Origin of the sequence: Nonomuraea candida, from assembly GCF_000725485.1 — a bacterium.
In the GTDB taxonomy this organism is placed as follows: domain Bacteria; phylum Actinomycetota; class Actinomycetes; order Streptosporangiales; family Streptosporangiaceae; genus Nonomuraea; species Nonomuraea candida.
The window spans coordinates 61,991-82,778 of record NZ_JOAG01000038.1; the positions used below are offsets into that span (position 1 = coordinate 61,991).

Genomic DNA, 20,788 nt, shown 5'->3' on the forward strand with positions numbered 1-20,788 from the left:
AGGTCTCCTACAAGCTGACGCTCGGCTCGAACGGCCTGGTCAGCAGGCTGTGGAGCTCGTTCACCGCCAAGGGTGTCTCCGAGAACTCCGAGGACTTCGAGGGCAGCACCATCATCGTCGACACCCGCTACGCCGGCTGGGGCGCCAAGGTGTCGATCAAGGCGCCCGACCCCAGGACCGTCACCGAGTGAGAGCGGGAGCCCGGCGTCAATTGGTGCGGTCGGTGTAGCCGGGGGGAAGCTGGCCCGGCGCGGCGTCGATGACCGATTCGTTGTCACGGCCGCACTGCTCGACGTAGGTGATCCTGGCGAACTCGGCGATGATCACATAGGGATAGGCCGGGCCGGCGTCCCGGAAGGCCCGCATGTCGTGGACGAAGTCGTTCTGGAAGCAGATGGTCCGCTCCGGGTGCTGCCCTTCGCCGCCGATCCACTGCGGGAAGAAGATCGTGCCGTGCACCAGGCGGCGGGGCAGGTCGAGCAGCAGGCTGACGCAGGTGCCGGTCGGCTCGTGCCAGTCGATCTTGTACGTGCCGTCGTCGATCCGCGTCATGTGCGCGTCCTGGTTCTTCACCCACCGGCCGCCCACCAGCCCGTGGTGGATGCGGTAGTCGCAGGCCCGTTCGTTGCGGACGTACAGCTCGTACTGCCAGCCGTTGGCGTACGTGTAGATGACGTGCGTGCCGACGAGGCCGTCGAGGTGCTGCGGCGGCTCGAACTGCGGCGCCCCGGGCCGGGCGGCGGCCGGAACGGTCATGGTCTCTCTCCTCGCCTCGTCTGCGCCGCCCCGCGCGGCCGTCGCCCCGGGCCCGTCGTTCCGCGCCTGGCCGCGCACTCCGATCACGCCACGGAGCTACCCTCGCCACGGACGGTTACGCACGGTGTCCGGGGCTGGTCGCCGGACCTCCCGCGGCCGCGCTATTTCGCGATCGCCTCCCGTACGGACGGGACGACCTCCTGTGCCCAGCGGGCCAGCGTGGTGAGGTCGGACGCCCCATGGTCGGTGGCGAAGAGGATGAAGCCCGAGGCGCCGTGCTCCAGCACGGCCCCGGTCAGCTCCTCGACCCATTGCGCGGCGGAGCCGCCGACCCAGCGTCCGTCCCGGTCCCGGGTGGCGGGCAGGGGCCGGTCGGTGATGCGGCCGGGGAAGTTGTAGATCGTACGGATCTCGCGCGGGTCGCGGCCCGCCTCGGCCGCGGCCCGGTCGATGATCGGCCGCGAGGTCCGGTAGCGTTCGCTGCGCCAGTCGGCCGCGTGGCCGGGGATCCAGCCGTCGGCGACCCGGCCGGTGGCGGCCAGCGACTTGGGGCCGTTCGACCCGGTCCACACGGAGGGCGCGGCCACGGGGGCGGGGTCGATCTGGCGCACCCGGTAGTGGCGGCCCTGATGGGTGACCGGCGGGCCGCCGCCCGACAGCTTCTTGATCAGCACGATCGCCTCCTCGAACGCCTCCACGGCCTCCCCGGGCGTCTGGCGAGGCACGCCCATGTCGGTGATGCGGTCCCACAGCCCGCCCGCGCCCATGCCGAGCACGACCCGGCCGCCTGACAGCGCCGACAACGACGTCACCGTCCGGGCCAGCATGGGGGCGGGCCTGGTCGGCAGGTTGGTGACGTTGACCAGGCCCGCGATGTGCCGCGTGCCGCCCAGCAGGAAGCCGAGGGCGGTGTAGGCGTCCAGCCGCTCACCGAGGTAGGGGTGGTCCGACAGCGAGAACAGGTCGAGCCCGTCCTGGTCGGCCTGCCGCACCAGGCGCAGCAGCGCGGGCAGGTCGTCGAAACGGGAGTGCGCCCCGAAACCGAACACGACGCCGGGCGTGGACGCGGTGCTGCCCGCATCGTGCGCGGAGACCGGCTCGGCCTGGCCGCCGGGGGTGGGCGATTGACGACTCATGATGACTCTCCAGCCGAGAACAAGGGGCTTCAGTTCGCGCAACGAACCATATTAGTTCGCGGCACGAACTGCAACCCTTCCCTTCACCGCCGGCGCGTCGCACGTCTCTTGAAGCGTGGTGGCGACCGCATCAAGCACTCTGGCGAAGTGCCCGGCGATGTCGGGCGGCGCGTGGAGCGGAGGTCGGCCCCCTCCCGATGCGGGCTGGTCAGCCTGCGAGGATCTTGTCCCAGTCCACCGTCTTGGCCCACTCGGCGTAGCTGTGCCAGCGCACGGTGGGGTATCTGGCATGCAGAGTCTCGATGTCAAGGAAGTCGGTGGTGTTCTCGAAGTTCTCGAACATCGCGGCCACCTCCTCGCCGGCCCACTGCCGCACCATGTCGAGCGGCATCTGCTGGTAGGGGATCTCCCGGCCGAGCACTTCGCTCAGTATCCGGGCCGCTTCCTGCCCGGTGACGCGATCGGAGGCGATGTCGATCCGCTCGCCGACGAGTTCGCCGGGGTTCTCGACGGCATGTACGGCCATGCCGGCGATGTCCAAGACGCTCACCTGGTCGAGCGGTTTGCCGGGAGTCAGCGGGTTGACGAGCATGCCGTCACCGAGCCGGCTGAAGCCGAGGTTGAGCACATTCTCCATGAAGTACACCGGGCCGAGCACCGTTGCGCGCACCGGCCGCTCGCGCAGATAGGCCTCGATGAGCTGCTTGCTGTCGGCGTGGTCGATATCGGTGGCCGCGAGCCGGTCGCCGCCCCGTACGGAGGAGTACACCAGGTGGACGTCGAGGCGGGCGGCGGTGTCGACGAGCAGGCGTCCCTGCGCGACCTCCGCATCCTTGCCGCCCTCGCCGAACGGCACCGACAGGCCGAAAACCGCGTCGGCGCCCGTGCAGGCACGCCGGAGCGCGTCGGGATCGGACAGGTCGCCGGTGGCGAGCCGCGATCCCCGGGTTCGCAGCGCCTTCGCGGCCGGCGACTCCTCCGAGCGGACGTACGCCACCACCTCGTGACCGCGCTCCAGAAGCAGGTCGGCGACCGCGCCTCCCTGATTGCCGGTAGCGCCTATGACGACGACTTTGGCCATGACACCTTCTCCACGGTTGCGATGAGATTCGATCAGGACGTGCGGGCGGGTTACGACCGGCCCGCCCCGGTCACATCGCTCGCCGCCAGCGATTCTGGAACGTCAACCGCAGTTGAGGTCAAGCGGGAACAGCCTGAACGCGCCGGCGGCCCGAGCGCCTCCTCACCCGGCTGGCCAGGCGCCGGCAGGCGCCGGAGCAGCGGGGGCGCGGCTCTCGCCCTCCTCGATCCGAACCGTTCGGTTTGGTCAGGCGGAAGGGGAGAGTAGGGTGAGGAACGTCAATACCAAACCGTTTGGTTCTGCTTCTGTGGAGGGATCCGCCATGCAGCAGCGCACCCTGGGCCGCCAGGGCCTGACCGTCTCGGCCATCGGCTACGGCGCGATGGGCCTGACCATGGCCTACGGGCCCGGCGACGAGGAGGCGGGCATCGCCGCCATCCGCCGCGCCCACGAGCTGGGCGTCACCTTCTTCGACACCGCCGAGCTCTACGGCCTGGGCACCGGCTCCAACGAGATCCTCGTCGGCAAGGCGGTCAAGGACTTCCGTGACGAGGTCGTCCTGGCCACCAAGTTCGGCTTCGACCTGGCCGGCGGGCGGATCGCCGGCCTGAACAGCCGCCCCGACAACATCCGCAAGGTCGCCGACGACAGCCTGCGCCACCTCGGCGTCGACCACCTCGACGTGCTCTACCAGCACCGCGTGGACCCCGCCGTGCCGATCGAGGACGTCGCCGGCACCGTCAAGGAGCTGATCGACGCGGGCAAGGTCAGACACTTCGGCCTGTCGGAGGCCGGGCCGCAGACGATCCGCAGGGCGCACGCCGTCCAGCCGGTCTCCGTCCTGCAGACCGAGTACTCGCTGTTCGAGCGGGACGTCGAGCAGCTGTTCCCGGTGCTGCGCGAGCTGGGCATCGGGCTCGTCGCCTACTCGCCGCTGGGCCGCGGCTTCATCACCGGCACTGCCAGGCCCGCCGGCCAGTACGACTCCACCGACATGCGCAACTCCGACCCGCGATGGCAGCCGGGCAACTTCGAGAAGAACGCCGAGGCCGTCCGGAAACTGGCCGAGCTGGCCGCGTCCAAGGGCGCGACCGTGTCCCAGCTCGCGCTGGCCTGGATCCTCGCGCAGGGCGAGGACATCGTGCCCATCCCCGGCACCCGCAGCCCCGAGCGGATGGCGGAGAACGCCGCCGCCGCCGACCTGACCCTCACCAAGGCCGACCTGGACGCCGTCGCCGAGATCCTGCCCGCCGGCGGCTTCGGCGCCCGCTACGCCGAGCAGGCCCTGCCCACCTGGATCTGACCGGCGCCCACCGCGCTCCGGCCCCGGCCCCGCTCACGTCAGCGTGATCGGCCCGGTCCTCGCCGGCGGGGTCACCCGTCCTCGGCCCGGCAAGGTGCTCTGTCGCGGCGGGTGGAAGCCGCCGAGCTGCTGTTCGAGCAGTTCGGCCAGCCACAGCGGGGTGCGGTCCTCGAACATCGGGCCGATGAGCTGCACCCCCACCGGCAGGCCCTCGGAGGATCGGCCCGCCGGTACGGCGGTGGCGGGCAGGCCGGGCATGGTGGCCAGGCCGGCCCAGACGAGCTGGTCGAAGTACGGGTACGCGACGCCGTCGATGTCGATGCGCCGTTCCAGCGGATTGGGGGTGTGGTCGTGCGGGAACGCGGGCGTCGGCGTGATCGGGCACACCACGGCGTCGAACCCGGCGAACAGCCGCCGCCAGCCGTGGCGGTGGACCTCGCGGCGGTGGTTCGCCTCCATCCAGTCGCGGTGGCTGAACACCATGGCGCGCTGCCGCACGGAGTCAAGGCTCCGGTCGTCCGCGCTCAGCCCGGCGGCGCGGGCCCGCAGCTCCTCGTACGAATCCAACGGGAAACGCGCAACGGCGCCCGAGATCAGCAGCTCCATGTAGAGCCTCGCGGCTTCGGCCAGATCGGGCAGCAGCGGGCTGTGCCGTTCGACGCGGGCGCCGCCGCCGGCGAGCGCCTCGGCCACCCGGTTCACGCCCGCCCGCACGGCGGACCCGGCCGGAATGAGCGGATGGTCGTCGAGGACCAGGACCCGGAAGTCGCGGAGCCGCTCGTGGCGGGCGGGCGGCAGCGCCAGGTCGTACGCCTTGCCGTGCGTCAGCGGGTCCGGCCCGGCCATGACGTCGAGCAGGAGCGTGAGGTCGCGGGCGGTGCGCGCCATCGGGCCGACGACGGCGAGGTCGAGGTCGACCGGCAGTGGCGGGGCCGGCGGCGCGACCATGCCGCGGGTCGCCGCCAGCCCGAGCGTTGGCTTGTGCGCGTAGACGCCGCAGAAATGCGCGGGGGTGCGCAGCGAACCGGCGAGGTCGGAGCCGATGGACAGCGCCCCGAACCCGGACGCCAGGGCCGCCGCCGACCCGCCAGAGGATCCGCCCGCCGTGCGGTCGTGATCCCACGGGTTGTGAGTGGTGCCGTAGATCTCGTTGAAACTCTGGATGTCCTGCAGCCCCAAGGGCACGTTGGTCTTGCCGAGCACCACCGCGCCCGCGGCCTTGAGCCGCGACACCTGTACCGCGTCCTCGGCCGGCATGTGGTTCCGGTGCGGCGGCAGGCCCCAGGTCGTGGGCAGCCCGGCGACGTCGTAGGACTCCTTGACCGTCACCGGGACGCCGAGCAGCGGCCGGTCCTCACCCCGGGCGCGCGCCCGGTCGGCATCCCGCGCGGCGGCCCGCGCCCGGTCGAAGTCCGGCACGCAGATCGCGTTGATCGCCTTGTCGTCCCGCTCGATACGGGCGATCGCCTCGTCGGTCAGTTCCGCCGCGCTCACTTCACCGGCACGCATTGCGGCCGCGAGGTCTTCGGCCGACTGAAAACTCCATTCCATGGGAGCCGACCTTAACGGCCTGCCGGAAATGCCGGTCCCGCACGCATCCGCCGGAAAGCCGAAACGACCGCGCTCGCTCTTTGAGGTGACGCGCTCACATTGCCGTCCAGGCTGCTCAACCCCAGGTCAGAGGGGTTGTCGGCGAATCTACTCCGCCGGTGAGGGCATGAAATGCCGCCTCGCGCAACGAGATGGACATCTCAGTTCTCGGCACCTATTCCTTCGGCCCCCGGCTATTCGCTCGGCCGCTGGCCACAAAACGCGGGAATTGTCCAGCGAACCACTATCGAGAGTGCCTGCCGACCGGCCGGAGCCACCGGAGTTCCGGTCGTCAGGCGTTGAAGACGGCCTCGGAGCGGTCGCGCTTCTCGTGCAGGTCCCAGTACAGGGGAGCGATCTGCTCGGGCGTGGCCGCCGGGCTGCCTTCCGGGCCGCCCCCGCCGATCCACACGTTGATCACCACGTGGGCGGCGTGCACGCCGGTGCCGGCCAGCTCCTTGTTCAGGTTGATCACCCAGTTGCGCAGAGCCGCTTGGGCCGGGTTGGCGTTGCCGAACATCGGCACCGGGTCCACGGAGCCGCCGCCGGCGGTGAACAGCAGGGTCCCGGCGCCCGCCGCGCGCATCGCGGGCAGCACCGCCCGGGCCGCCGTGACGGCGCCGTAGAAGGCGTACTCGATCATCGGCTGCAGGTTGTCCACGGTGACCTCCGAGGGGGTGGCCAGGGTGAGGCCGGGCACCGGGGAGTGCGGGGCCGGCGAGTACTCCAGCACGTCGATGCCGCCGAAGCGGACCCCGGCCGCGTCCAGGGCATCGGTCAGCGAGGCGCGGTCGAGGATGTCGGCGGGGAACGCGGCGGCCGTGACGCCTTCCTGGCCGAGCTGGGCGACCAGCGTTTCCAGCTTCTCCTTGGTACGGGCGATCAGCGCGACGTCGAAGCCGCGGGCGCCGAAGGTGCGGGCGATGGCCAGGCCCATGCCGGAGCCGGCGCCGACGATGGCGAGAGTGGGCATAGCGGAATCTCCTCCAATTCCTACTTTTTGTGCGTAACGCCATGATGGACCAGTATGGAAGCCCGTACAAAAGGCACATTGATGTGCGTACCGGAAGGGAATGTGCCCATGGACGCCGCAGCCCGGTCAGGTGCCGCAGCCCGGCCAGGTGCCGCAGCAGACCGAGGGCCGTGCGCCGGCATCCCCGCCGAGCAGCTGGACTTCGTCCGCCAGGTGCTGGACCGCGTCGGGGACAAGTGGAGCCTGCTGGTGATCGCCGCGCTCGAGGCCGGCCCGCTGCGCTACACCGACCTGCGGCGCGACGTCCCCGGCATCTCGCAGCGGATGCTCACCCTTACCGTGCGCCAGCTCCAGCAGGACGGCTTGGTGACCCGGACCGCCTACGCGGAGGTGCCGCCGCGGGTGGAGTACGCCCTCACCCCCCTGGGCCGCAGCCTCCACCACATCGTCACACCGCTGATCACCTGGGTCGCCGACCACCACGGCCAGATCCGCGAGCACCGGGCCCGCACCGCCACCACGCCCTGAGACCGTGCACCGCTAGACGGCCTGATCTCCTGCCCACACCGTGGGGGTGCGGTCCGCCCACGGGCTTGCCTGTTCGAGTTGCCCGGCGAGGCGGAAGAGCAGGCCTTCGAGCCCGTACCCGGCGGCGAACTGCATCCCGATCGGCAGGCCCGTCCCGGGGTCGGCCGTCAGGGGCACGGACATGGCGGGCGTGCCCGCCACGTTGAACGGCGTGGTGAACGGCGCGAGATCGAAGAGGCGGCGGAGCCAGCCGGGGCCGTCCAGTTCCGCCACGGCCTCGGCATGGGTGCCCAAGGGCACCGGCAGCTCCGGCAGGGTCGGCGTGAGCAGCAGGTCGTGGGCGTCGAAGGAGCGTGCCAGGCTGCGCGCGATCCGGTTGCGGATCGCCAGAGCGGCGACGAACCGGGCGCCGCTGACCCCACGCCCGTAGTGATAGCCGGCGAGGACGGGCGGCTCCAGGGTCGAGGAGTCGATGGGCCGGCCCGTGGCGGCGGCCAATTCGTCGATCGAGGCCGTCAGGTTCGCCGTCCACTGATCGGCGCTGGCCTGGACGAACTCGTCCCAGTCCACCCCGAGGTCCACCTCGACCTCCTCGACCCGGTGGCCGAGGGATTCGAGCAGGTGCGCGGTGCGGGAGAGGGCGCCGGCCACGGGGGCGGTGGTGCGGTGTCCGCCCCACGCCTGGGTGAGGACGCCGATCCGGAGCGAGCCGGGGTGGCGGGTGACCTCCTCCGCGTACGGCCGGGACGGCTCCTGGGCGAAGTAGGGGTCGCCCGGTTCCGGGCCGCGGATCTGGTCGAGCAGGGCCGCGCTGTCACGCACCGTACGGCTGACGCTGCCGTGCACGGCCAGGCCGTTGAAGACCTCGTCGGCGTAGGGGCCCGCGGAGACCCGGCCCCGGGTGGGCTTGAGCCCGAAGAGGCCGTTGCAGGAGGCGGGAATGCGGAGCGAGCCGGCGGCGTCGGTGGCGTGCGCGATCGGGACCACCCCGGCGGCGACGGCCGCGCCGGCGCCGCCGCTGGACCCGCCCGCGCTGCGCCCCGGGTCCCAGGGGTTGCGGGTCGCGCCGTACAGCACCGGTTCGGTGGTGTTGCTGTAGGCCATCTCCGGCGTCGTGGTACGCCCGAACGTCACGAGGCCGGCCCGGCGGAAGCGTCGCATCAGGAAGGAGTCGGCGCCGGAGACGTTGCCGGCCGCCAGGCGGCTGCCCAGCTCCATGCGCCTGCCGGCCATGGAGACGCCGATGTCCTTGATCAGGAAGGGGACTCCGGCCAGCGGTGTGCTGCCGGGGGCGGGCTCGTCGTCGGCCTCCCAGGTCTCCACGATGGCGTTGATCCGCGGGTTGACCGCCCGCGCGGCCTCGTGTGCGGCCGCCTGGAGCTCGGCGGGGCTCACCTCGCCCTTGGCCACCAGCTCGGCGAGCCCGAGGGCGTCGAAGCTCGCGTACTCGGTCACTCTCACTGTCTCTCCTCGAAACGATACCGTTGGGTCCCTGATGATACCCAACGGTATCGTTCGGAACGGACTGGTACCATAGCAGCCATGACAGCGACCGTCAGAAGGCCGGGCAGGGTGGCGAAACTGCCGCCTCGCGAGCGCATCCTCGACGCGGCGGAAGAGCTCTTCCAGAGCGAGGGGATCCGGCGGGTGGGGGTCCAGGCGATCGCCGAGCGGGCCGAGACCACCAAGATGGCGATCTACCGGCACTTCGCGACCAAGGACGCGCTGGTCGCGGAGTGGCTGCGGATCGTCGCCGCCGACTACCAGGCGGCCTTCGACCGGGCCGAAGCCGAGCATCCCGACCGGCCCAGGGAGCAGATCCTGGCCCTGGCCCGCTTCATCGCCGAGGGGTTGCCGGCGATCTCGTACCGGGGCTGCCCGTTCATCAACTCCCTCGCCGAGCTGCCCGACCGCTCCCACCCCGCCCGGCAGGTGATCGAGGAGCACAAGGCGCTCCAGACCCGCAGGCTGGTCGGCATGTGCGCCGCGGCCGGGCTGCCCGACCCCGAGCAGGCCGCAGCCGAGATCACCTTCGTCCTCGAAGGCGCGCAGGTCAGCGCGCACAACGGAAGCATCGCCCAGCCGGGCGAGCGGCTGATGAGGATCGTGGAAGGGATCCTGGATCGAGCGAACCGGTAGCCGGCTCCACCCACCAGGGCCGCCGGGGAAACCCGGACCGGCTCGGTGTCGAATCCGTCCCCCGCCCGTTCGTCCTCAGGGTGTGAGCCCTCATGAAGAAGTACCCGAGTCCCCGGCGACCCTGCCGCCGGCACGTGACCTGGCACGGCGACGAGCCGACACCCTTGACCGTCTGAGCAGCGGATTCCACATGTGGCTGGCCACCGGGAGCGACGGCCACGGGGCGCACCTGATCCCCGTCGCCTACGTCTGGAACGGCTCGGCCTTGACCACCGCGACCTTTCGCCGCAGCCGCACGGTCTCGAACCTGCGGGCGAGGCCGACGGCGCGGTTGGCGATCGGGGACACCGCCGACGTCGTCCTGATCGATGCCTGCGCGGTCCTGCTCGACGTGCCCGGCATCGACGTCGCCTCAGCCGAGGCGTACGCGAAGGTGTCGACGGACCCGCGCAATGCCCCGGACAGGTTCCTGTACCTCCGCCTCGTCCCCGAGCGGATACTGGCCTGGAATTCCCTGGCGGAGTTCAGCGGCCGCACCCTCATGCTCAACGGCTCCTGGCTTGATGGCCCCGTTGGCCGAAAGCCCCTTGACCTTGCCCCCAGGGGCAACGTTTAGGGTTCTCCCAGGTGAATGCAGATGAAGATCAGTGAAATCGCGCGCGATGCGCAAGTGACGACGAAGGCGATCCGCTATTACGAGTCCCTGGGGCTGCTCGCTCCCGCCCGGCTCGGCAACGGCTACCGCGACTACTCGGCCGAGGACGTCCGGCGCGTCCGCGAGATCCGCGAGCTCAACCGGCTGGGCATCCCCGTGGAGCGCACCCGCCCCTTCCTCGAATGCCTCGAGGTCGGCCATGCGCATGCCGACGACTGCCCCTCGTCGCTGGCCGGCTACCGGGCCGCCATCGATGAGCTGACCGGCTGGATCGACGCGCTCACCGAACGCAGAGCCGCGCTGGTGCGGCGGCTGCGTCATGCGGCGACCCGCAACTTCCCCCAACAGCCAGACGACCTGGAGGCGACCGATATGACCGACATGACCGACGTGCACGAACTGCCGGCGAACCTGCCGGTGCCCGAGGACGACGGCGCGGCCGCTCACCTGCCCGGCATGACGGTGCCGGCCATCGAACTGGCCGGCACCACAGGGCAGACCGTACGCCTCCACGAGCTGGGGGAGGGCCGTCACGTGATCTATGTCTTCCCGCTGATCGGCACTCCGGACGCCGACCTGCCCGACGGCTGGGACAACATCCCCGGCGCGCGCGGCTGCACCCCGGAGGCGTGCGACTTCCGCGACCACTACGAGGACCTCATCGCCGCCGGCGCGGCCGGCGTCTACGGGATGTCCCTGCAGGAGGCCGGCTACCTGCGCGAGGTGGCGGAACGGCTGCGGCTGCCGTACGCGATGCTCGCCGACACCGGCTTCCGGCTGGCCGCGACCATGGGGCTGCCGACGTTCCAGGCCGGCGGCAGGCGCTTCTACCGCCGCCACACGCTCATCATCCGGGCGGGAAAGATCGAGCACGTCTTCTACCCGATCTTCCCACCGAACGAGCACGCCCAGCAGGTCCTCACCTGGCTGAAGGACCACCCGCTGGAGACCGCCCCGCGCCGTCCGGATCAGGACGCCGGGTAGGACCGGAGGGGACTTCGGCCGGTGACGGCACTGCGCTCGTCATTCGGCCGCCGGGCAGCGGGCCCCGGTGTCCGGGATCGACTGCGAGATCAGGTAGCGGTCGATCACACCGATGGTGCATTCGCTCCGGCCGTACACGCCGTGCCCCGAGCCCTCGTAGGTGAGCACGCGGGCCTCGGCGCCGATCTGCTTGGCCGTGCTGAGGGTCCACGGATAGCCGGTGGCGGGGTCGTGGGACGAGGAGGCCAGCAGGATGGGGGGAGTGGCGTCCACGCGCAGCCGGTGCTGCGGGTTGGGAATGGGCGTGGGCTGCCCCAGGCAACCGGCGATCCGGCCCAGCGCGGGCGCTGTACCTCATGTCCCGGGCCTGCGTCGCCTGCCGGCGCAGGAGTGAGGCGTACTGCGTGTAGTCGGCGACCGGCAGGTGGAAATCCTGGCAGAACACCGGCGTACTGACCCTCACCTCCTCGTCCTTCCCGGCGCTCGCCGCCGGCTGCGACTCGCCAGTGTCGATGGCCACCAGCATCTGGGCGAGTTCCGCCCAATTGGGGTTGTAGAGTCCGGCGAACGCCGTGTCCACCAGTTCGTAGGGGCCCAGGGGTACGTCCGGCCGGCCCGGCTCGTGAAGTTCCCCGAGGTCGGCCCGCTCAAGGAGCCTTCTCCAGAACGCTCGGACGTCCTTGCCGTTCAGCGCGCACGACGCCGTTGTCTCACACCAGCTGACGAACCGGTCGAACGCCCCCGCGGTCTGGGCGGCCGTGGTGTTCAGGTAGCTCGCGGTGTTCACGCTGTGGTCGAAGTTCGAGTCGAGGGCGAGTGCCCTGATCTTGTCGGGGAAGCGCTCGGCGTAGGCCTGGCCGATCAGGGTGCCGTGCGAAACGCCGTAGTAGGTGAGGTTGTCGTCGCCCAGCGCCTCGCGCAGAGCCTCCACGTCGCGTGCGACGTCCAGCGAGCTCACGTGGTCGTACAGCGGTCCGGTGCGCGCTCGGCAGTCCTCCCGCAGCCGCTGGTTGAACGACACCCAGGCGTTCATGTCCGCCTGGTCCCGGATGAGCGGGTGCGGACGTTCGCTCATCAGCGCCGCCGAGCAGACCACCGGGTGGCTGCGTCCCACCCCGCGCGGGTCGAACCCGACGATGTCGAAGCGACCGCGAAGCTCGGCGCTGAAGTAACTGCTGCCGTGCACCACGAAGTCGACACCGGAGCCCCCCGGCCCGCCGGGGTTGACGACCAGGGAGCCGATCCGGGCGGCCGGAATGGCGGCCTTGCGCCGCGCCACCGCCACCTCGACGGTGGCGCCGCCGGGGGTGCGCCAGTCGATGGGCACCTTCAGCGTGCCGCATTCGGCGGTCGTGTCCTCGGCGCACGGCGCCCAACTGATCGTCGGCGGCGTACGGGCGGCACTGGCGACGCCTCCCGGGATCAGACTGACGGCCAGGGACGAGATGGCTGCGAGCACGATATGACTCTTCATGCGATCCTTCGTGATCAATGATGAGACGGATCCGATGACCTGAAGATCATGCGACCATCCCCATAACCCCGCCATAACCGTTTCATCGGCCTGGCCGGCCGGGCCGCGTCGCACGGTAGGAGTCCACCATCGACGCCAGTTCTGGTACTCCGGTCAATCGGAGCACCAGAGCGTCGCTCAACTCCTCCTCGGACCCCGGCGCGAGCGAGGAGGTGCGCCGCCCGGGCCAGAGCGCGGAGCAACGAACCGGCCGTCGGACCGCCCGAGCGGGCCAGGTCTTCCTCGACGGCCGGCAGGCCGTGCCGCCAGCGCTTCGCTGCCGCGCCGGCGAGCGCACAGGGATCCGAGAGCGGCACGGGCCTTCCTCGTATGTCGTTGTGGTCCAACGGTAAGAGATCATGCCGTCACAAGGCGGCAGGGGTGGTCAGCCGAGCACGTTGTAGAAGATCGCGACGGACAGGTAGGCCGCCGCGGCGAGGGCGACCGCCGACTGGTGGAGGCGTCCGACCAGGGTCCACCAGCGGTGACGCCAGGCGAGCAGCACGGTGACCAGAGCGGCGACACCCGCGACGGCGGCGAGCACCGGCAGCGTGGCGATGATGGTGAACAGCGGGCTGCCGCCGAGGAAGAAGTCGGCCTGGTTGTCGTCGAAATTGGCGAACAGCATGACGAGCGACCCGGCGGACGCCGTGACCAGCGCCGCCGTCATCCACCCCGGCAGCCCGGCCCACCGGGGCGCGCGCCGGCCCGGCAGCCTGCCCAGCAGGGACCCGTCAACCGGCTGAAGCCGCCGAGCGGGCCGGCGGCGGACCCACCGGACGGCGAGCGTGACAGGCCAGGCCAGCGTGGACAGCACCAGCACGGCCAGGCTGACGCCGAGCGTGACCAGGTGCAGCGTGGGCGACTGGTACCAGGCCAACCGCTCCAGCGGCCCCACGGGATTCTCGGTGGCCAGCAGGCCGTCGTCGCCGAACCGGATGGTGCGGTAACCGTTCTTCTCGCGGAAGAGACCGGGCGCGATCTGCGTCCACTGCCTGCTCTCCGCGGCGCCGAGCGCGACCGCTCCGGTGGTCGTCAGGATGCCGTCCGAGCCTGCGGTCACGGTCACGACGCTCATGAGGGAGGTGAGCTTGCCGAGGTCGGTCATGTCCCCGGCCAGGACCGTTCGGTAGCTGCCGGCGTACCGGCCGATGTCCGGCAGCTTGTCCGGCGACCCGGCCGCGACCGTGGCGGGGGCGGCGGCGGGTGCGAAGCGGTCGGCGAAGGCGTTGACCAGGTCCCAGGTGGAGTCCGCGCCGCCCTTGCCGCTGCCGTTGTAGGAGGCGTAGATGCCGATGCGGCGCTCGGGGACCAGCGCCATGATGGCGAAGTAGCCGGGGATGTTGGCCCGGTGGACGAGGAGGCGGCGGCCGTTCCTGGTGTACTCCTGGAAGCCGTAGCCCATGCCGGCGGTGCCCTCGGCGTTGCCGAACCGGCGGCTCTGCATCAGGCGGACGCTCTCCGGCTTGAGTATCGCGCCGCCGCCGTCGAGCTGGGCCAGCATGAAGGCGGCCATGTCGGTGGCCGTCGAGCGGAACCCGGCGCCGTGCGGAGGCATGTGCCCGTACTCGGCGCCTTCCGCCCTGACCTGGCGGCCGTCCCGCAGCCGGTAGCCGGGCGTGAGGGGCTGGTCGGCGGGTCCCGGCTGGGCCATGGTGGTGTGGGTCATGCCCAGCGGGCGGAAGATGTGCCGCTGGACGTACTCATGGAAGGGCAGGCCGGAGCGGACCTCGACCAGGTAGCCGGCCAGGCCCATCCCGTAGTTGGAGTAGACCGCCCTGGTGCCCGGCGGCCGGATCCGGCTCGGCTGGTGGTCGGCGAGGTGGGAGCCGAGCTCGTGCACGTCACGCGGGGTCGCCGCGCCGGTGCCGAAGTCGCCGCCCGCGAAACCGGCGCTGTGGGTGAGCAGGTGGGCCATGGTGACAGGCCGGCCGGGGTAGCTGTCGTCGATCTTGAACTTGGTGAGGTACTCGTTGACGTCCGTGTCGAGGTCGATCCGGCCCTGCTCGACGAGCTGCAGCACGGCGGTGGCGGTGATGAGCTTGGCTACCGAGGCGGGGGCGAAGACGGTGCGCCCGGCGTCCACGGGGCGTCCCGACTCCACCTCGGCGACGCCGTAGCCCTTCGCGAGCACCTGGCGGCCACCGGCCACCACGGCGACCGCCGCGCCCGGCACCTGGTGCTTCTTCAACTGCCGTGGCACGAAGTCGTCGGCGAACGCCTCGACGGACGATTCCGCCGATGCGGGCGAGGCCGGCGACGCTGCCGCTGCTGCCGATGCCGGCGTCACCACGTACAGCAAGGACGTCGCCACGAACAGTGCGCGCGTCAGGGCGCGCCAGGGGATGGGTTTGCGTAGGAGCAGCATGAGCTGCTCTCCTTTCTCTTGGAAGTACGTACGCGTCAAAGGCACGCCGTTCAGGCGTGGTCGTGCGGTTTCCGCCGTCCGGGGGCGAGTTGCAGCTCGCTCCCGGACCTCTTGTCACTCGGTGGTCAATCCACGCTGCGCAGGATCGACTCCACCGACGCCACCCTCTCGGACAGCTCGGCGAGCTTCGCCTGCACTCCCTCCTGCTGCTGCACGGCCCGCTCGGCCAGCTCCCGATGCCTGGCCAGCTCGGCGGCGAGGACGTCGGTGCGGTGCCGCTCGAACCGGAAGTAGACCGCCACGCAGGCCGCGATGGCACCGAACAGAATCAGCACGACCGCGATGGGGATCACGATGTCCTTGATGTCGATCACTGCTGGGTCTCCTGCACGTCGTGGGGTCCTTCCTCGCCGCCCGCTGCGTCGCCCGCCGTATCGCCCGCTGCGTCGTCAGCTTTGTGGTCAGCTTCGTCGTCCGCTTCGTCGTCCGCGCGCAGGGCGGCGAGGACGGTGTCGATGGTCAAGGTGAGCTCGAAGGGCAGCAGCTCGATGTACTTCATCGCCTTGCCGTCGGCCGCCAGCTCCAGCCGCCCTCGCACCAGCCCCGCCTTCTCCATCCGCTCCAGATGCATGTAGAGCAACGGGCGTGACACGCCGACGCGGCGGGCCAGCTCGCTCACATGCACGCGGCCGCCGGCCAGCTCGGCGAGGATCCGCAGCCGCAGCGGATGCCCGACAGCGGCGAGCAGCTGAAGCAGCTCTTCACTGGTCAGCACAACATCCTTTCACCTGTTAGCTGAGTCTTACAGGTGAAAGTCGCACCGTCAACTCGGGTGATCTGAGCGGTATGTCCGCCGATGGCCGATTCATCCCCCTGGTCGCTCGGCGACGCAGGGCGCAGCATCCTGGAGGCCGGCGCCGGGTCCGGCCTGATCACCACGACGATTGCACGGAGAAGGGTGGCTGGGCTTCGAGAATGGCGTGCGCACAAACATAAGGGATGGAGATCACATCTCCGCATTCCTTAATGCGCCACAAATCCCACCTATTCCGCCATGTTCGCATCTGTGCCTATTGTCTTGCTTGCCTCTTATGCCACGCTCGCAGCACCTTCCACAAGAAAGGAATGCGAGTGAGATTTCCTCGTGGCAAGCGAGTGCTCATGCTGGCGGTGGCCGTGACGGCCGTGAGCCTGAGCACGACCGGGGTCGCCGCCGCAGGTCCCAGCTCGGAGCGCCCGCTGGCTCCCCTGGCGGAGGCGGCCCCCGCGGTCTCCCTGCCGGAGTCCGCGATCGAGGCGATGGAGACGGTCAATCACGCGGTGCTGGCCGAGCCCACCCAGTGGGCCGGCGCCTGGTACGACGCGGCGGCCGGACGGGTGGTCACCGCCGTTCCCGGCGGCGCCTCGGACCGCACCCGCAAGGACGCATGGGCCAAGGCGGGCTCCGGCGGAACAGTCGTGCAGGTCGAACGGAGCTTCGCCGACCTGGCCCGGCTCTCCGACACGATCATGCAGCGGGACACGATCGCGTCGGTGAACATCGTGAGCACCGCCATGGACTGGAAGCGCAACGGTCTCATCGTCGGGCTGGAGACGGTCACCGACGAAGCCAGGGCGGCCTTGGCGGCGGACTACGGTGACGTCGTCACCGTGCGGCAGATGGCGCCGGTGAAGCTCCTGGACGGGCCCAGCCGCTACCGCGACCGATACCCGTACTGGGGCGGGTCGGCCTGGGCGCCCCCTCGCACGGGCAACCTGCACTGCTCCACCTCGTTCCCGATGAAGCGTCCGGACGGATCCAAGCACTTCCTGGTGACGGCCGGGCACTGCAACCACCCCTACAAGCTGGACGTGGCCACGATGAACACCGGCAAGACGAGCTGGAGCAACGTCATCGGCACGAGCAAGGGCTACCAGAACTCGCTGTGCGGATCGGCGGGGAGCAGCTGCACCATCGATGGCCGGCAGTACGGGGACATCTCGCTGATCAGGGTGAACGGCAACCAGGCGCGGATCTACACCGGTGGCCCCGACGGCACGACGTCCGCCGCCGTCGTCTCGACCCAGACGAGCCTTCCGGCGATCGGCGACTCCATGTGCGTGAGCGGAGCGAGGACCGGCACGAGCTGCGGCTACACGGTCACGGACAACTTCGTGTCGGCGGAGAATGAAGAGGGCGGGATCATGACCCCGCTGGTCAAGGCGGAAAGCGTCGGCGCGTGCCCGTGGAGGGGTGATTCGGGCGGCGCCGTCTACAAGCCGGTGACGGGAGGCGTGCGCGCCTCCGGGGTGCTTTCGGGCGTGTCCGGGGGGCCGGGCGACTGCAAGATGTACTACACCTCGATCTCCTATGCCCAGCAACTGTTCGACGCCCAGGTCGTCACGACGTCCTGACCCACCGTCACAAGGCGCCCGCGCTCCCGGCGGGGGCCGGGCGCTCAGTGCCCGGCGCACACCGAAAGCCTCGCCGGGCACCCGGGGTGGCCGGCTCGGAAACCTCGTCCATGGAGGTCATGTGCTCCTACGCCTGCTTCTGCCGTCCCTGCTCCTGATCTCGTTCCTCACCACCCCCGCGCAAGCAGCCGTGGCGCTGCCCGGCGGCAAGGCCAACTATGTCGTCGCGCTCGGCTCGCTGGCCGCCGGCTCCCATGACAACTGGGTACGGCTGGGCACCTACCAGTTCTCCCCCGACGGCACCGTCCGGGCACGCACCTACCTGTGGTGGCAGCGTCACCCGGCCGCCCGCCAGAGCACCGGCACCACCCCAGGGAACACCTGCACCACCACCGACCCGAAGGCCGGCCAGACCAAGGCGCGCCGCTGCGCCGTGCAGACCGCGGGCGGCTTCCTGGGCGCTCCCCAGGAGAGCCGGACCGGCTCCTTCTCCGTCAGCGGCGACCAGGTGCACATCACCTGGGACGTCAGCCAGGCCTGGAGCGAGCGGTGGCGGATCGCCGTCGCCCCCGGCGGCGGCCTGTCACGGCTGGACCTCACGTTCAACACCCTCGCGCGCTACGGCTACGCCTACGGCAGCAACGCGGCGCTGACCCGGCGCCGGGCGATGAGCACCCTCGCCGAAACCGCGATCACGCTGAAGCACGACTACACCAGCTGGAGCGCCGCCGGGGTGAAGCCCTCGCCGGCCTCCGGCGGGACGTTCGACCTCGGCGAGTACCGCACCTGCGACGCGACGACCTGGTGCCTGGCCCGCCTGCAACCGTCCAGCCCGAACGCCTGCCAGAAGGACGGGGGCTGCCCGCACACCGGCGGCCCCGACGGGGACACCTCGATCCAGCACCACATCCAGCAGGTCTCCAGCGGCGACCGGCGCGACACGTGGTGGCACTGGTGCACCTGCCTGGCCAGGGACCAGGGCGTCAAGGCCGGAACGGGGCCGGACTCGGTCCTGTGCTACTCCGGCAACTCCCACGTCAAGCCGATGCTGCAGATCATCGATGACACCGGCGCGTTCCGCGGCTGGGTCGGCGTGGAGGCGTCCTTCTCTCCCTCGGGCGGCCGCACCGACGACATGCTGGCCGTCTTCCGCGCCACCGACTACCGCCCAACGTCGTAGTGCCTGTTTTCGAACTTATAGCTCGCTGGCGAGGCGACTGGCAGGATCGGCTTGTGGTGCAATCGGTGACTTTGAGCAAGATTGAACTCGCGGACTGGCGGGCTGTCCATTCCTGGGTTTCTCTCGCCGAGGTCTGATATGGCGAAAGCCCGAAATGATATGAGCAGCGTAAGCGATCATGGAGCACCGGTCCGCTTGTTGGATGCGCGGCAGCGGCGAGAAGTGTGGCTTCCACCCCCGGCCTATGGGCCGATCGTGGTGCGTTTCACTCCCCGCGAGGCCGGGGGACTCCACTCGGTGGACGACGAACGCGGGATCGTGTTCGCGGAGATGTTGTGCCGCTTGCTGGTCTGGAAGGGATACCAGGTCCAGACCCAGGGCAAGCCCTTCAGGGGTGGACCTGGGGACGCGAACTGTCCTGCGGCGGCAAGGAGAAACAGTTCGTGCATCGACGTGCTGAGTTCGGACGAGAACTCCCGGGCGCGTGGGGAACCCCACGGCCTGCTATGTCACGTGCTGGTCGGCCCCACCCTCGCCGGCGGCCCATGTATGTTCATACGACATCACGAACACCACAATCCCACCCTGGCCATGCTCTCGCGGAATGGGCTCACCGAGGACTTCCGCTTCGCCATGCTGTCGGCTGGACACTACCGGCGCCCACGTGGTTTCTGGTGTGGCGGCCTTCACAGCGGCTCTTGCTTCAGCGACGCGCGCATCACCCGACGCCGCTTCGAATACCTTGTCGAACAAGCGGAGCCCCTGCCCGGGGCACACTTCTATGCCAAAGCCCTTGGGCTGATGCGCGCTTCCAGCCCGGGAGGGCGCCACCTCACCCTCGTGGACCAGGCCATCAGCGATGATCTCCACACAACCCGTGCGCTCCACGCGCTGTACGCGGCGCTGCGTCGAGGCAGGCTCTCCAGCAACGAACGGGCCATCTTGGCAGCCACGGCATACCTGTTCAAGCCACTGCGAGGAAACGAAACGCCCCTCGTGTAACCTGAAGGCCGCCGGTTGGAAGGACGTCGCGACGCGGAGGCCGCGTCGGGGGTATCACTCCAGGTGTGGAAATGATCACCAAACGTAGACGGAAGTCTGCAACGATCATTTACCATCTCGGGGGAGAACACGATCATGTCCACGACACGGGGAAGAACCGCGCTGGCCGCGGTGGGGCAAGACCAGCACGATGACGCATCGGCGCTGCTGGGGGCATCTGCTCATCATGGCGGGGGAAAATCCCCCCATCGTGACGGCGAGGTGCCGCTGCGGGACCTGCTCGGCGATCACGTGCTGGACCTGCTGCTGGAGCGCTCGAAGGACGGTGCGGGCGGGCTGCGGCTGACCGGTGAGGGATCGATGCTCGGCGAGCTGGTCAAAGCGGTGCTGGAACGCGCCCTGGAGGCCGAACTGTCCACCCACCTGGGCTATGGCAAGCACGATCCGGCCGGCCACGGCAGCGGCAACTCCCGCAACGGCAAGATCGGCAAAACCGTGCAAACCGGGGTCGGGCCGGTGCGACTGGCCGTGCCCCGCGACCGGGCCGGCACCTTCGAGCCGGTGCTGGTGCCCAAGCGGGCCGGCCGCGTCTCCGGCGGCCTGGACGACATGATCATCAGCCTTTACGCGCACGGCATGAGCGTCCGCGACATCCAGCACCACCTGCGCCAGATTTATGAGGTCGAACTCAGTCACGAGGCGATCTCCAACATCACCGACGCCGTGCTGGAGGAGGTCCGCGCCTGGCAGGCACGGCCTCTGGAGGCCGTCTACCCGGTGGTGTTCCTGGACGCCATCGTGGTCAAAGTCCGCGACAACCACAGCGTCCAGGCCAAGCCCGCCTACCTCGCGGTCGGCATCGACACCGACGGCGAAAAGCACGTGCTGGGCATCTGGCTGGCCAAGACCCCGCTCGACCATGCCACCGCCGGGGAGTCCGCCCGGTTCTGGACCTCGGTGATGACCGACCTGAAAAACCGCGGCGTGCGCGACATCCTCATCGCCTGCACCGACGGCCTGAACGGCTTCGAAGACGCCATCCACCACGCCTTCCCGCACACCACCGTGCAGACCTGCGTCGTTCACCGTGGCTGCCAAAAATCAACATGCTGGTTTTCCTGGGTCGGCATGCTCGTGTGGTGGGTCGGTCGAGGCGAGGAGGGCGGCGGCCGAGGCGTAGCGGTGG

Annotated in this window: 19 protein-coding genes; 9 read left to right on the plus strand and 10 right to left on the minus strand. The window is 70.1% G+C overall.

Features of this window, described 5'->3' with window-relative positions; all coding sequences use genetic code 11:
• Positions 1 to 207 precede the first annotated feature (207 nt).
• From IO39_RS32070 to IO39_RS32080, 3 genes are all read right to left on the minus strand, one after another.
• Positions 208 to 756 carry a phenolic acid decarboxylase gene (locus IO39_RS32070; protein ID WP_052423628.1) on the minus strand — a complete coding sequence of 183 codons (549 nt, stop codon included), beginning with the start codon at positions 754 to 756 and terminating at the stop codon, positions 208 to 210.
• A 161-nt stretch (positions 757 to 917) separates the two neighbouring features.
• Positions 918 to 1,892: an LLM class flavin-dependent oxidoreductase gene (locus tag IO39_RS32075; protein WP_084773837.1), complete on the minus strand. Its 975-nt coding sequence runs from the start codon at positions 1,890 to 1,892 to the stop codon at positions 918 to 920.
• A 208-nt stretch (positions 1,893 to 2,100) separates the two neighbouring features.
• Positions 2,101 to 2,973 (minus strand): NmrA/HSCARG family protein, encoded by an 873-nt coding sequence (locus IO39_RS32080; protein ID WP_043630868.1) that lies wholly within the window; start codon positions 2,971 to 2,973, stop codon positions 2,101 to 2,103.
• A gap of 322 nt (positions 2,974 to 3,295) precedes the next feature.
• On the opposite strand from IO39_RS32080, the gene IO39_RS32085 reads away from it, so the two are divergent.
• The gene (locus IO39_RS32085) at positions 3,296 to 4,276 is read left to right on the plus strand and encodes an aldo/keto reductase (protein WP_043630870.1); all 981 of its coding nucleotides are present in this window, start codon (positions 3,296 to 3,298) and stop codon (positions 4,274 to 4,276) included.
• Positions 4,277 to 4,309: 33 nt separating this feature from the next.
• On the opposite strand, the gene IO39_RS32090 is transcribed toward IO39_RS32085, so the two are convergent.
• Both IO39_RS32090 and IO39_RS32095 read right to left on the minus strand, forming a co-directional pair.
• Positions 4,310 to 5,827, minus strand: coding sequence for an amidase (locus tag IO39_RS32090; protein ID WP_052423629.1), 1,518 nt, complete (start codon positions 5,825 to 5,827; stop codon positions 4,310 to 4,312).
• A gap of 331 nt (positions 5,828 to 6,158) precedes the next feature.
• Positions 6,159 to 6,839, minus strand: coding sequence for an SDR family NAD(P)-dependent oxidoreductase (locus IO39_RS32095; RefSeq protein ID WP_043630872.1), 681 nt, complete (start codon positions 6,837 to 6,839; stop codon positions 6,159 to 6,161).
• A 108-nt stretch (positions 6,840 to 6,947) separates the two neighbouring features.
• Between IO39_RS32095 and IO39_RS32100 the strand changes: the two genes are divergently transcribed.
• The gene (locus tag IO39_RS32100) at positions 6,948 to 7,367 is read left to right on the plus strand and encodes a winged helix-turn-helix transcriptional regulator (protein WP_043630875.1); all 420 of its coding nucleotides are present in this window, start codon (positions 6,948 to 6,950) and stop codon (positions 7,365 to 7,367) included.
• A 12-nt stretch (positions 7,368 to 7,379) separates the two neighbouring features.
• Here the strand turns inward: IO39_RS32100 and IO39_RS32105 are convergent, their stop codons facing one another.
• Positions 7,380 to 8,828 carry an amidase gene (locus IO39_RS32105; protein ID WP_043630876.1) on the minus strand — a complete coding sequence of 483 codons (1,449 nt, stop codon included), beginning with the start codon at positions 8,826 to 8,828 and terminating at the stop codon, positions 7,380 to 7,382.
• An 81-nt stretch (positions 8,829 to 8,909) separates the two neighbouring features.
• Here IO39_RS32105 and IO39_RS32110 point away from each other — a divergent pair, with 81 nt between their 5' ends.
• The 3 genes from IO39_RS32110 to IO39_RS32120 all read left to right on the plus strand — a co-directional run bounded on the left by IO39_RS32110 (position 8,910) and on the right by IO39_RS32120 (position 11,145).
• The gene (locus tag IO39_RS32110; protein ID WP_043630877.1) at positions 8,910 to 9,506 is read left to right on the plus strand and encodes a TetR/AcrR family transcriptional regulator; all 597 of its coding nucleotides are present in this window, start codon (positions 8,910 to 8,912) and stop codon (positions 9,504 to 9,506) included.
• Positions 9,507 to 9,696: 190 nt separating this feature from the next.
• Positions 9,697 to 10,122, plus strand: coding sequence for a pyridoxamine 5'-phosphate oxidase family protein (locus IO39_RS32115; protein WP_211267247.1), 426 nt, complete (start codon positions 9,697 to 9,699; stop codon positions 10,120 to 10,122).
• Positions 10,123 to 10,143: 21 nt separating this feature from the next.
• Positions 10,144 to 11,145 carry a MerR family transcriptional regulator gene (locus tag IO39_RS32120; protein WP_043630879.1) on the plus strand — a complete coding sequence of 334 codons (1,002 nt, stop codon included), beginning with the start codon at positions 10,144 to 10,146 and terminating at the stop codon, positions 11,143 to 11,145.
• On the opposite strand, the gene IO39_RS59920 is transcribed toward IO39_RS32120, so the two are convergent.
• The 4 genes from IO39_RS59920 to IO39_RS32140 all read right to left on the minus strand — a co-directional run bounded on the left by IO39_RS59920 (position 11,081) and on the right by IO39_RS32140 (position 15,801).
• Complete coding sequence (locus IO39_RS59920) at positions 11,081 to 12,733, minus strand: alpha/beta fold hydrolase (RefSeq protein WP_157549149.1); 1,653 nt, start codon at positions 12,731 to 12,733, stop codon at positions 11,081 to 11,083. The genes IO39_RS32120 and IO39_RS59920 overlap by 65 nt on opposite strands.
• 310 nt (positions 12,734 to 13,043) lie before the next feature.
• Positions 13,044 to 15,026 carry a serine hydrolase domain-containing protein gene (locus tag IO39_RS32130; RefSeq protein WP_052423632.1) on the minus strand — a complete coding sequence of 661 codons (1,983 nt, stop codon included), beginning with the start codon at positions 15,024 to 15,026 and terminating at the stop codon, positions 13,044 to 13,046.
• 125 nt (positions 15,027 to 15,151) lie between these two features.
• On the minus strand, positions 15,152 to 15,400 hold the full coding sequence (locus tag IO39_RS32135; RefSeq protein WP_084773841.1) for a hypothetical protein: 249 nt from the start codon (positions 15,398 to 15,400) through the stop codon (positions 15,152 to 15,154).
• A complete protein-coding gene (locus IO39_RS32140) occupies positions 15,397 to 15,801 on the minus strand; it encodes an ArsR/SmtB family transcription factor (protein WP_245642424.1) in 405 nt (134 codons plus the stop codon). Before IO39_RS32140 ends, IO39_RS32135 begins: the two co-directional genes overlap by 4 nt.
• A gap of 356 nt (positions 15,802 to 16,157) precedes the next feature.
• Between IO39_RS32140 and IO39_RS32145 the strand changes: the two genes are divergently transcribed.
• The 4 genes from IO39_RS32145 to IO39_RS32160 all read left to right on the plus strand — a co-directional run.
• A complete protein-coding gene (locus tag IO39_RS32145) occupies positions 16,158 to 17,420 on the plus strand; it encodes a chymotrypsin family serine protease (protein ID WP_157549151.1) in 1,263 nt (420 codons plus the stop codon).
• 121 nt (positions 17,421 to 17,541) lie between these two features.
• A complete protein-coding gene (locus IO39_RS32150; RefSeq protein WP_043630884.1) occupies positions 17,542 to 18,600 on the plus strand; it encodes a hypothetical protein in 1,059 nt (352 codons plus the stop codon).
• 297 nt (positions 18,601 to 18,897) lie between these two features.
• Complete coding sequence (locus IO39_RS32155; RefSeq protein WP_157549153.1) at positions 18,898 to 19,602, plus strand: cysteine--tRNA ligase; 705 nt, start codon at positions 18,898 to 18,900, stop codon at positions 19,600 to 19,602.
• A 207-nt stretch (positions 19,603 to 19,809) separates the two neighbouring features.
• On the plus strand, positions 19,810 to 20,788 hold a 979-nt coding region (locus IO39_RS32160), incomplete at its 3' end, for an IS256 family transposase (protein WP_439331493.1).

What these genes read in the sequence shown, in the direction of transcription:
- IO39_RS32070 (WP_052423628.1), bottom strand. Translation starts at nt 756, where the DNA reads ATGACCGTTCCGGCCGCCGCCCGGCCCGGGGCGCCGCAGTTCGAGCCG.
- IO39_RS32075 (WP_084773837.1), bottom strand. Translation starts at nt 1,892, where the DNA reads ATGAGTCGTCAATCGCCCACCCCCGGCGGCCAGGCCGAGCCGGTCTCC.
- IO39_RS32080 (WP_043630868.1), bottom strand. Translation starts at nt 2,973, where the DNA reads ATGGCCAAAGTCGTCGTCATAGGCGCTACCGGCAATCAGGGAGGCGCG.
- IO39_RS32085 (WP_043630870.1), top strand. Translation starts at nt 3,296, where the DNA reads ATGCAGCAGCGCACCCTGGGCCGCCAGGGCCTGACCGTCTCGGCCATC.
- IO39_RS32090 (WP_052423629.1), bottom strand. Translation starts at nt 5,827, where the DNA reads ATGGAATGGAGTTTTCAGTCGGCCGAAGACCTCGCGGCCGCAATGCGT.
- IO39_RS32095 (WP_043630872.1), bottom strand. Translation starts at nt 6,839, where the DNA reads ATGCCCACTCTCGCCATCGTCGGCGCCGGCTCCGGCATGGGCCTGGCC.
- IO39_RS32100 (WP_043630875.1), top strand. Translation starts at nt 6,948, where the DNA reads ATGGACGCCGCAGCCCGGTCAGGTGCCGCAGCCCGGCCAGGTGCCGCA.
- IO39_RS32110 (WP_043630877.1), top strand. Translation starts at nt 8,910, where the DNA reads ATGACAGCGACCGTCAGAAGGCCGGGCAGGGTGGCGAAACTGCCGCCT.
- IO39_RS32115 (WP_211267247.1), top strand. Translation starts at nt 9,697, where the DNA reads ATGTGGCTGGCCACCGGGAGCGACGGCCACGGGGCGCACCTGATCCCC.
- IO39_RS32120 (WP_043630879.1), top strand. Translation starts at nt 10,144, where the DNA reads ATGAAGATCAGTGAAATCGCGCGCGATGCGCAAGTGACGACGAAGGCG.
- IO39_RS32130 (WP_052423632.1), bottom strand. Translation starts at nt 15,026, where the DNA reads ATGCTGCTCCTACGCAAACCCATCCCCTGGCGCGCCCTGACGCGCGCA.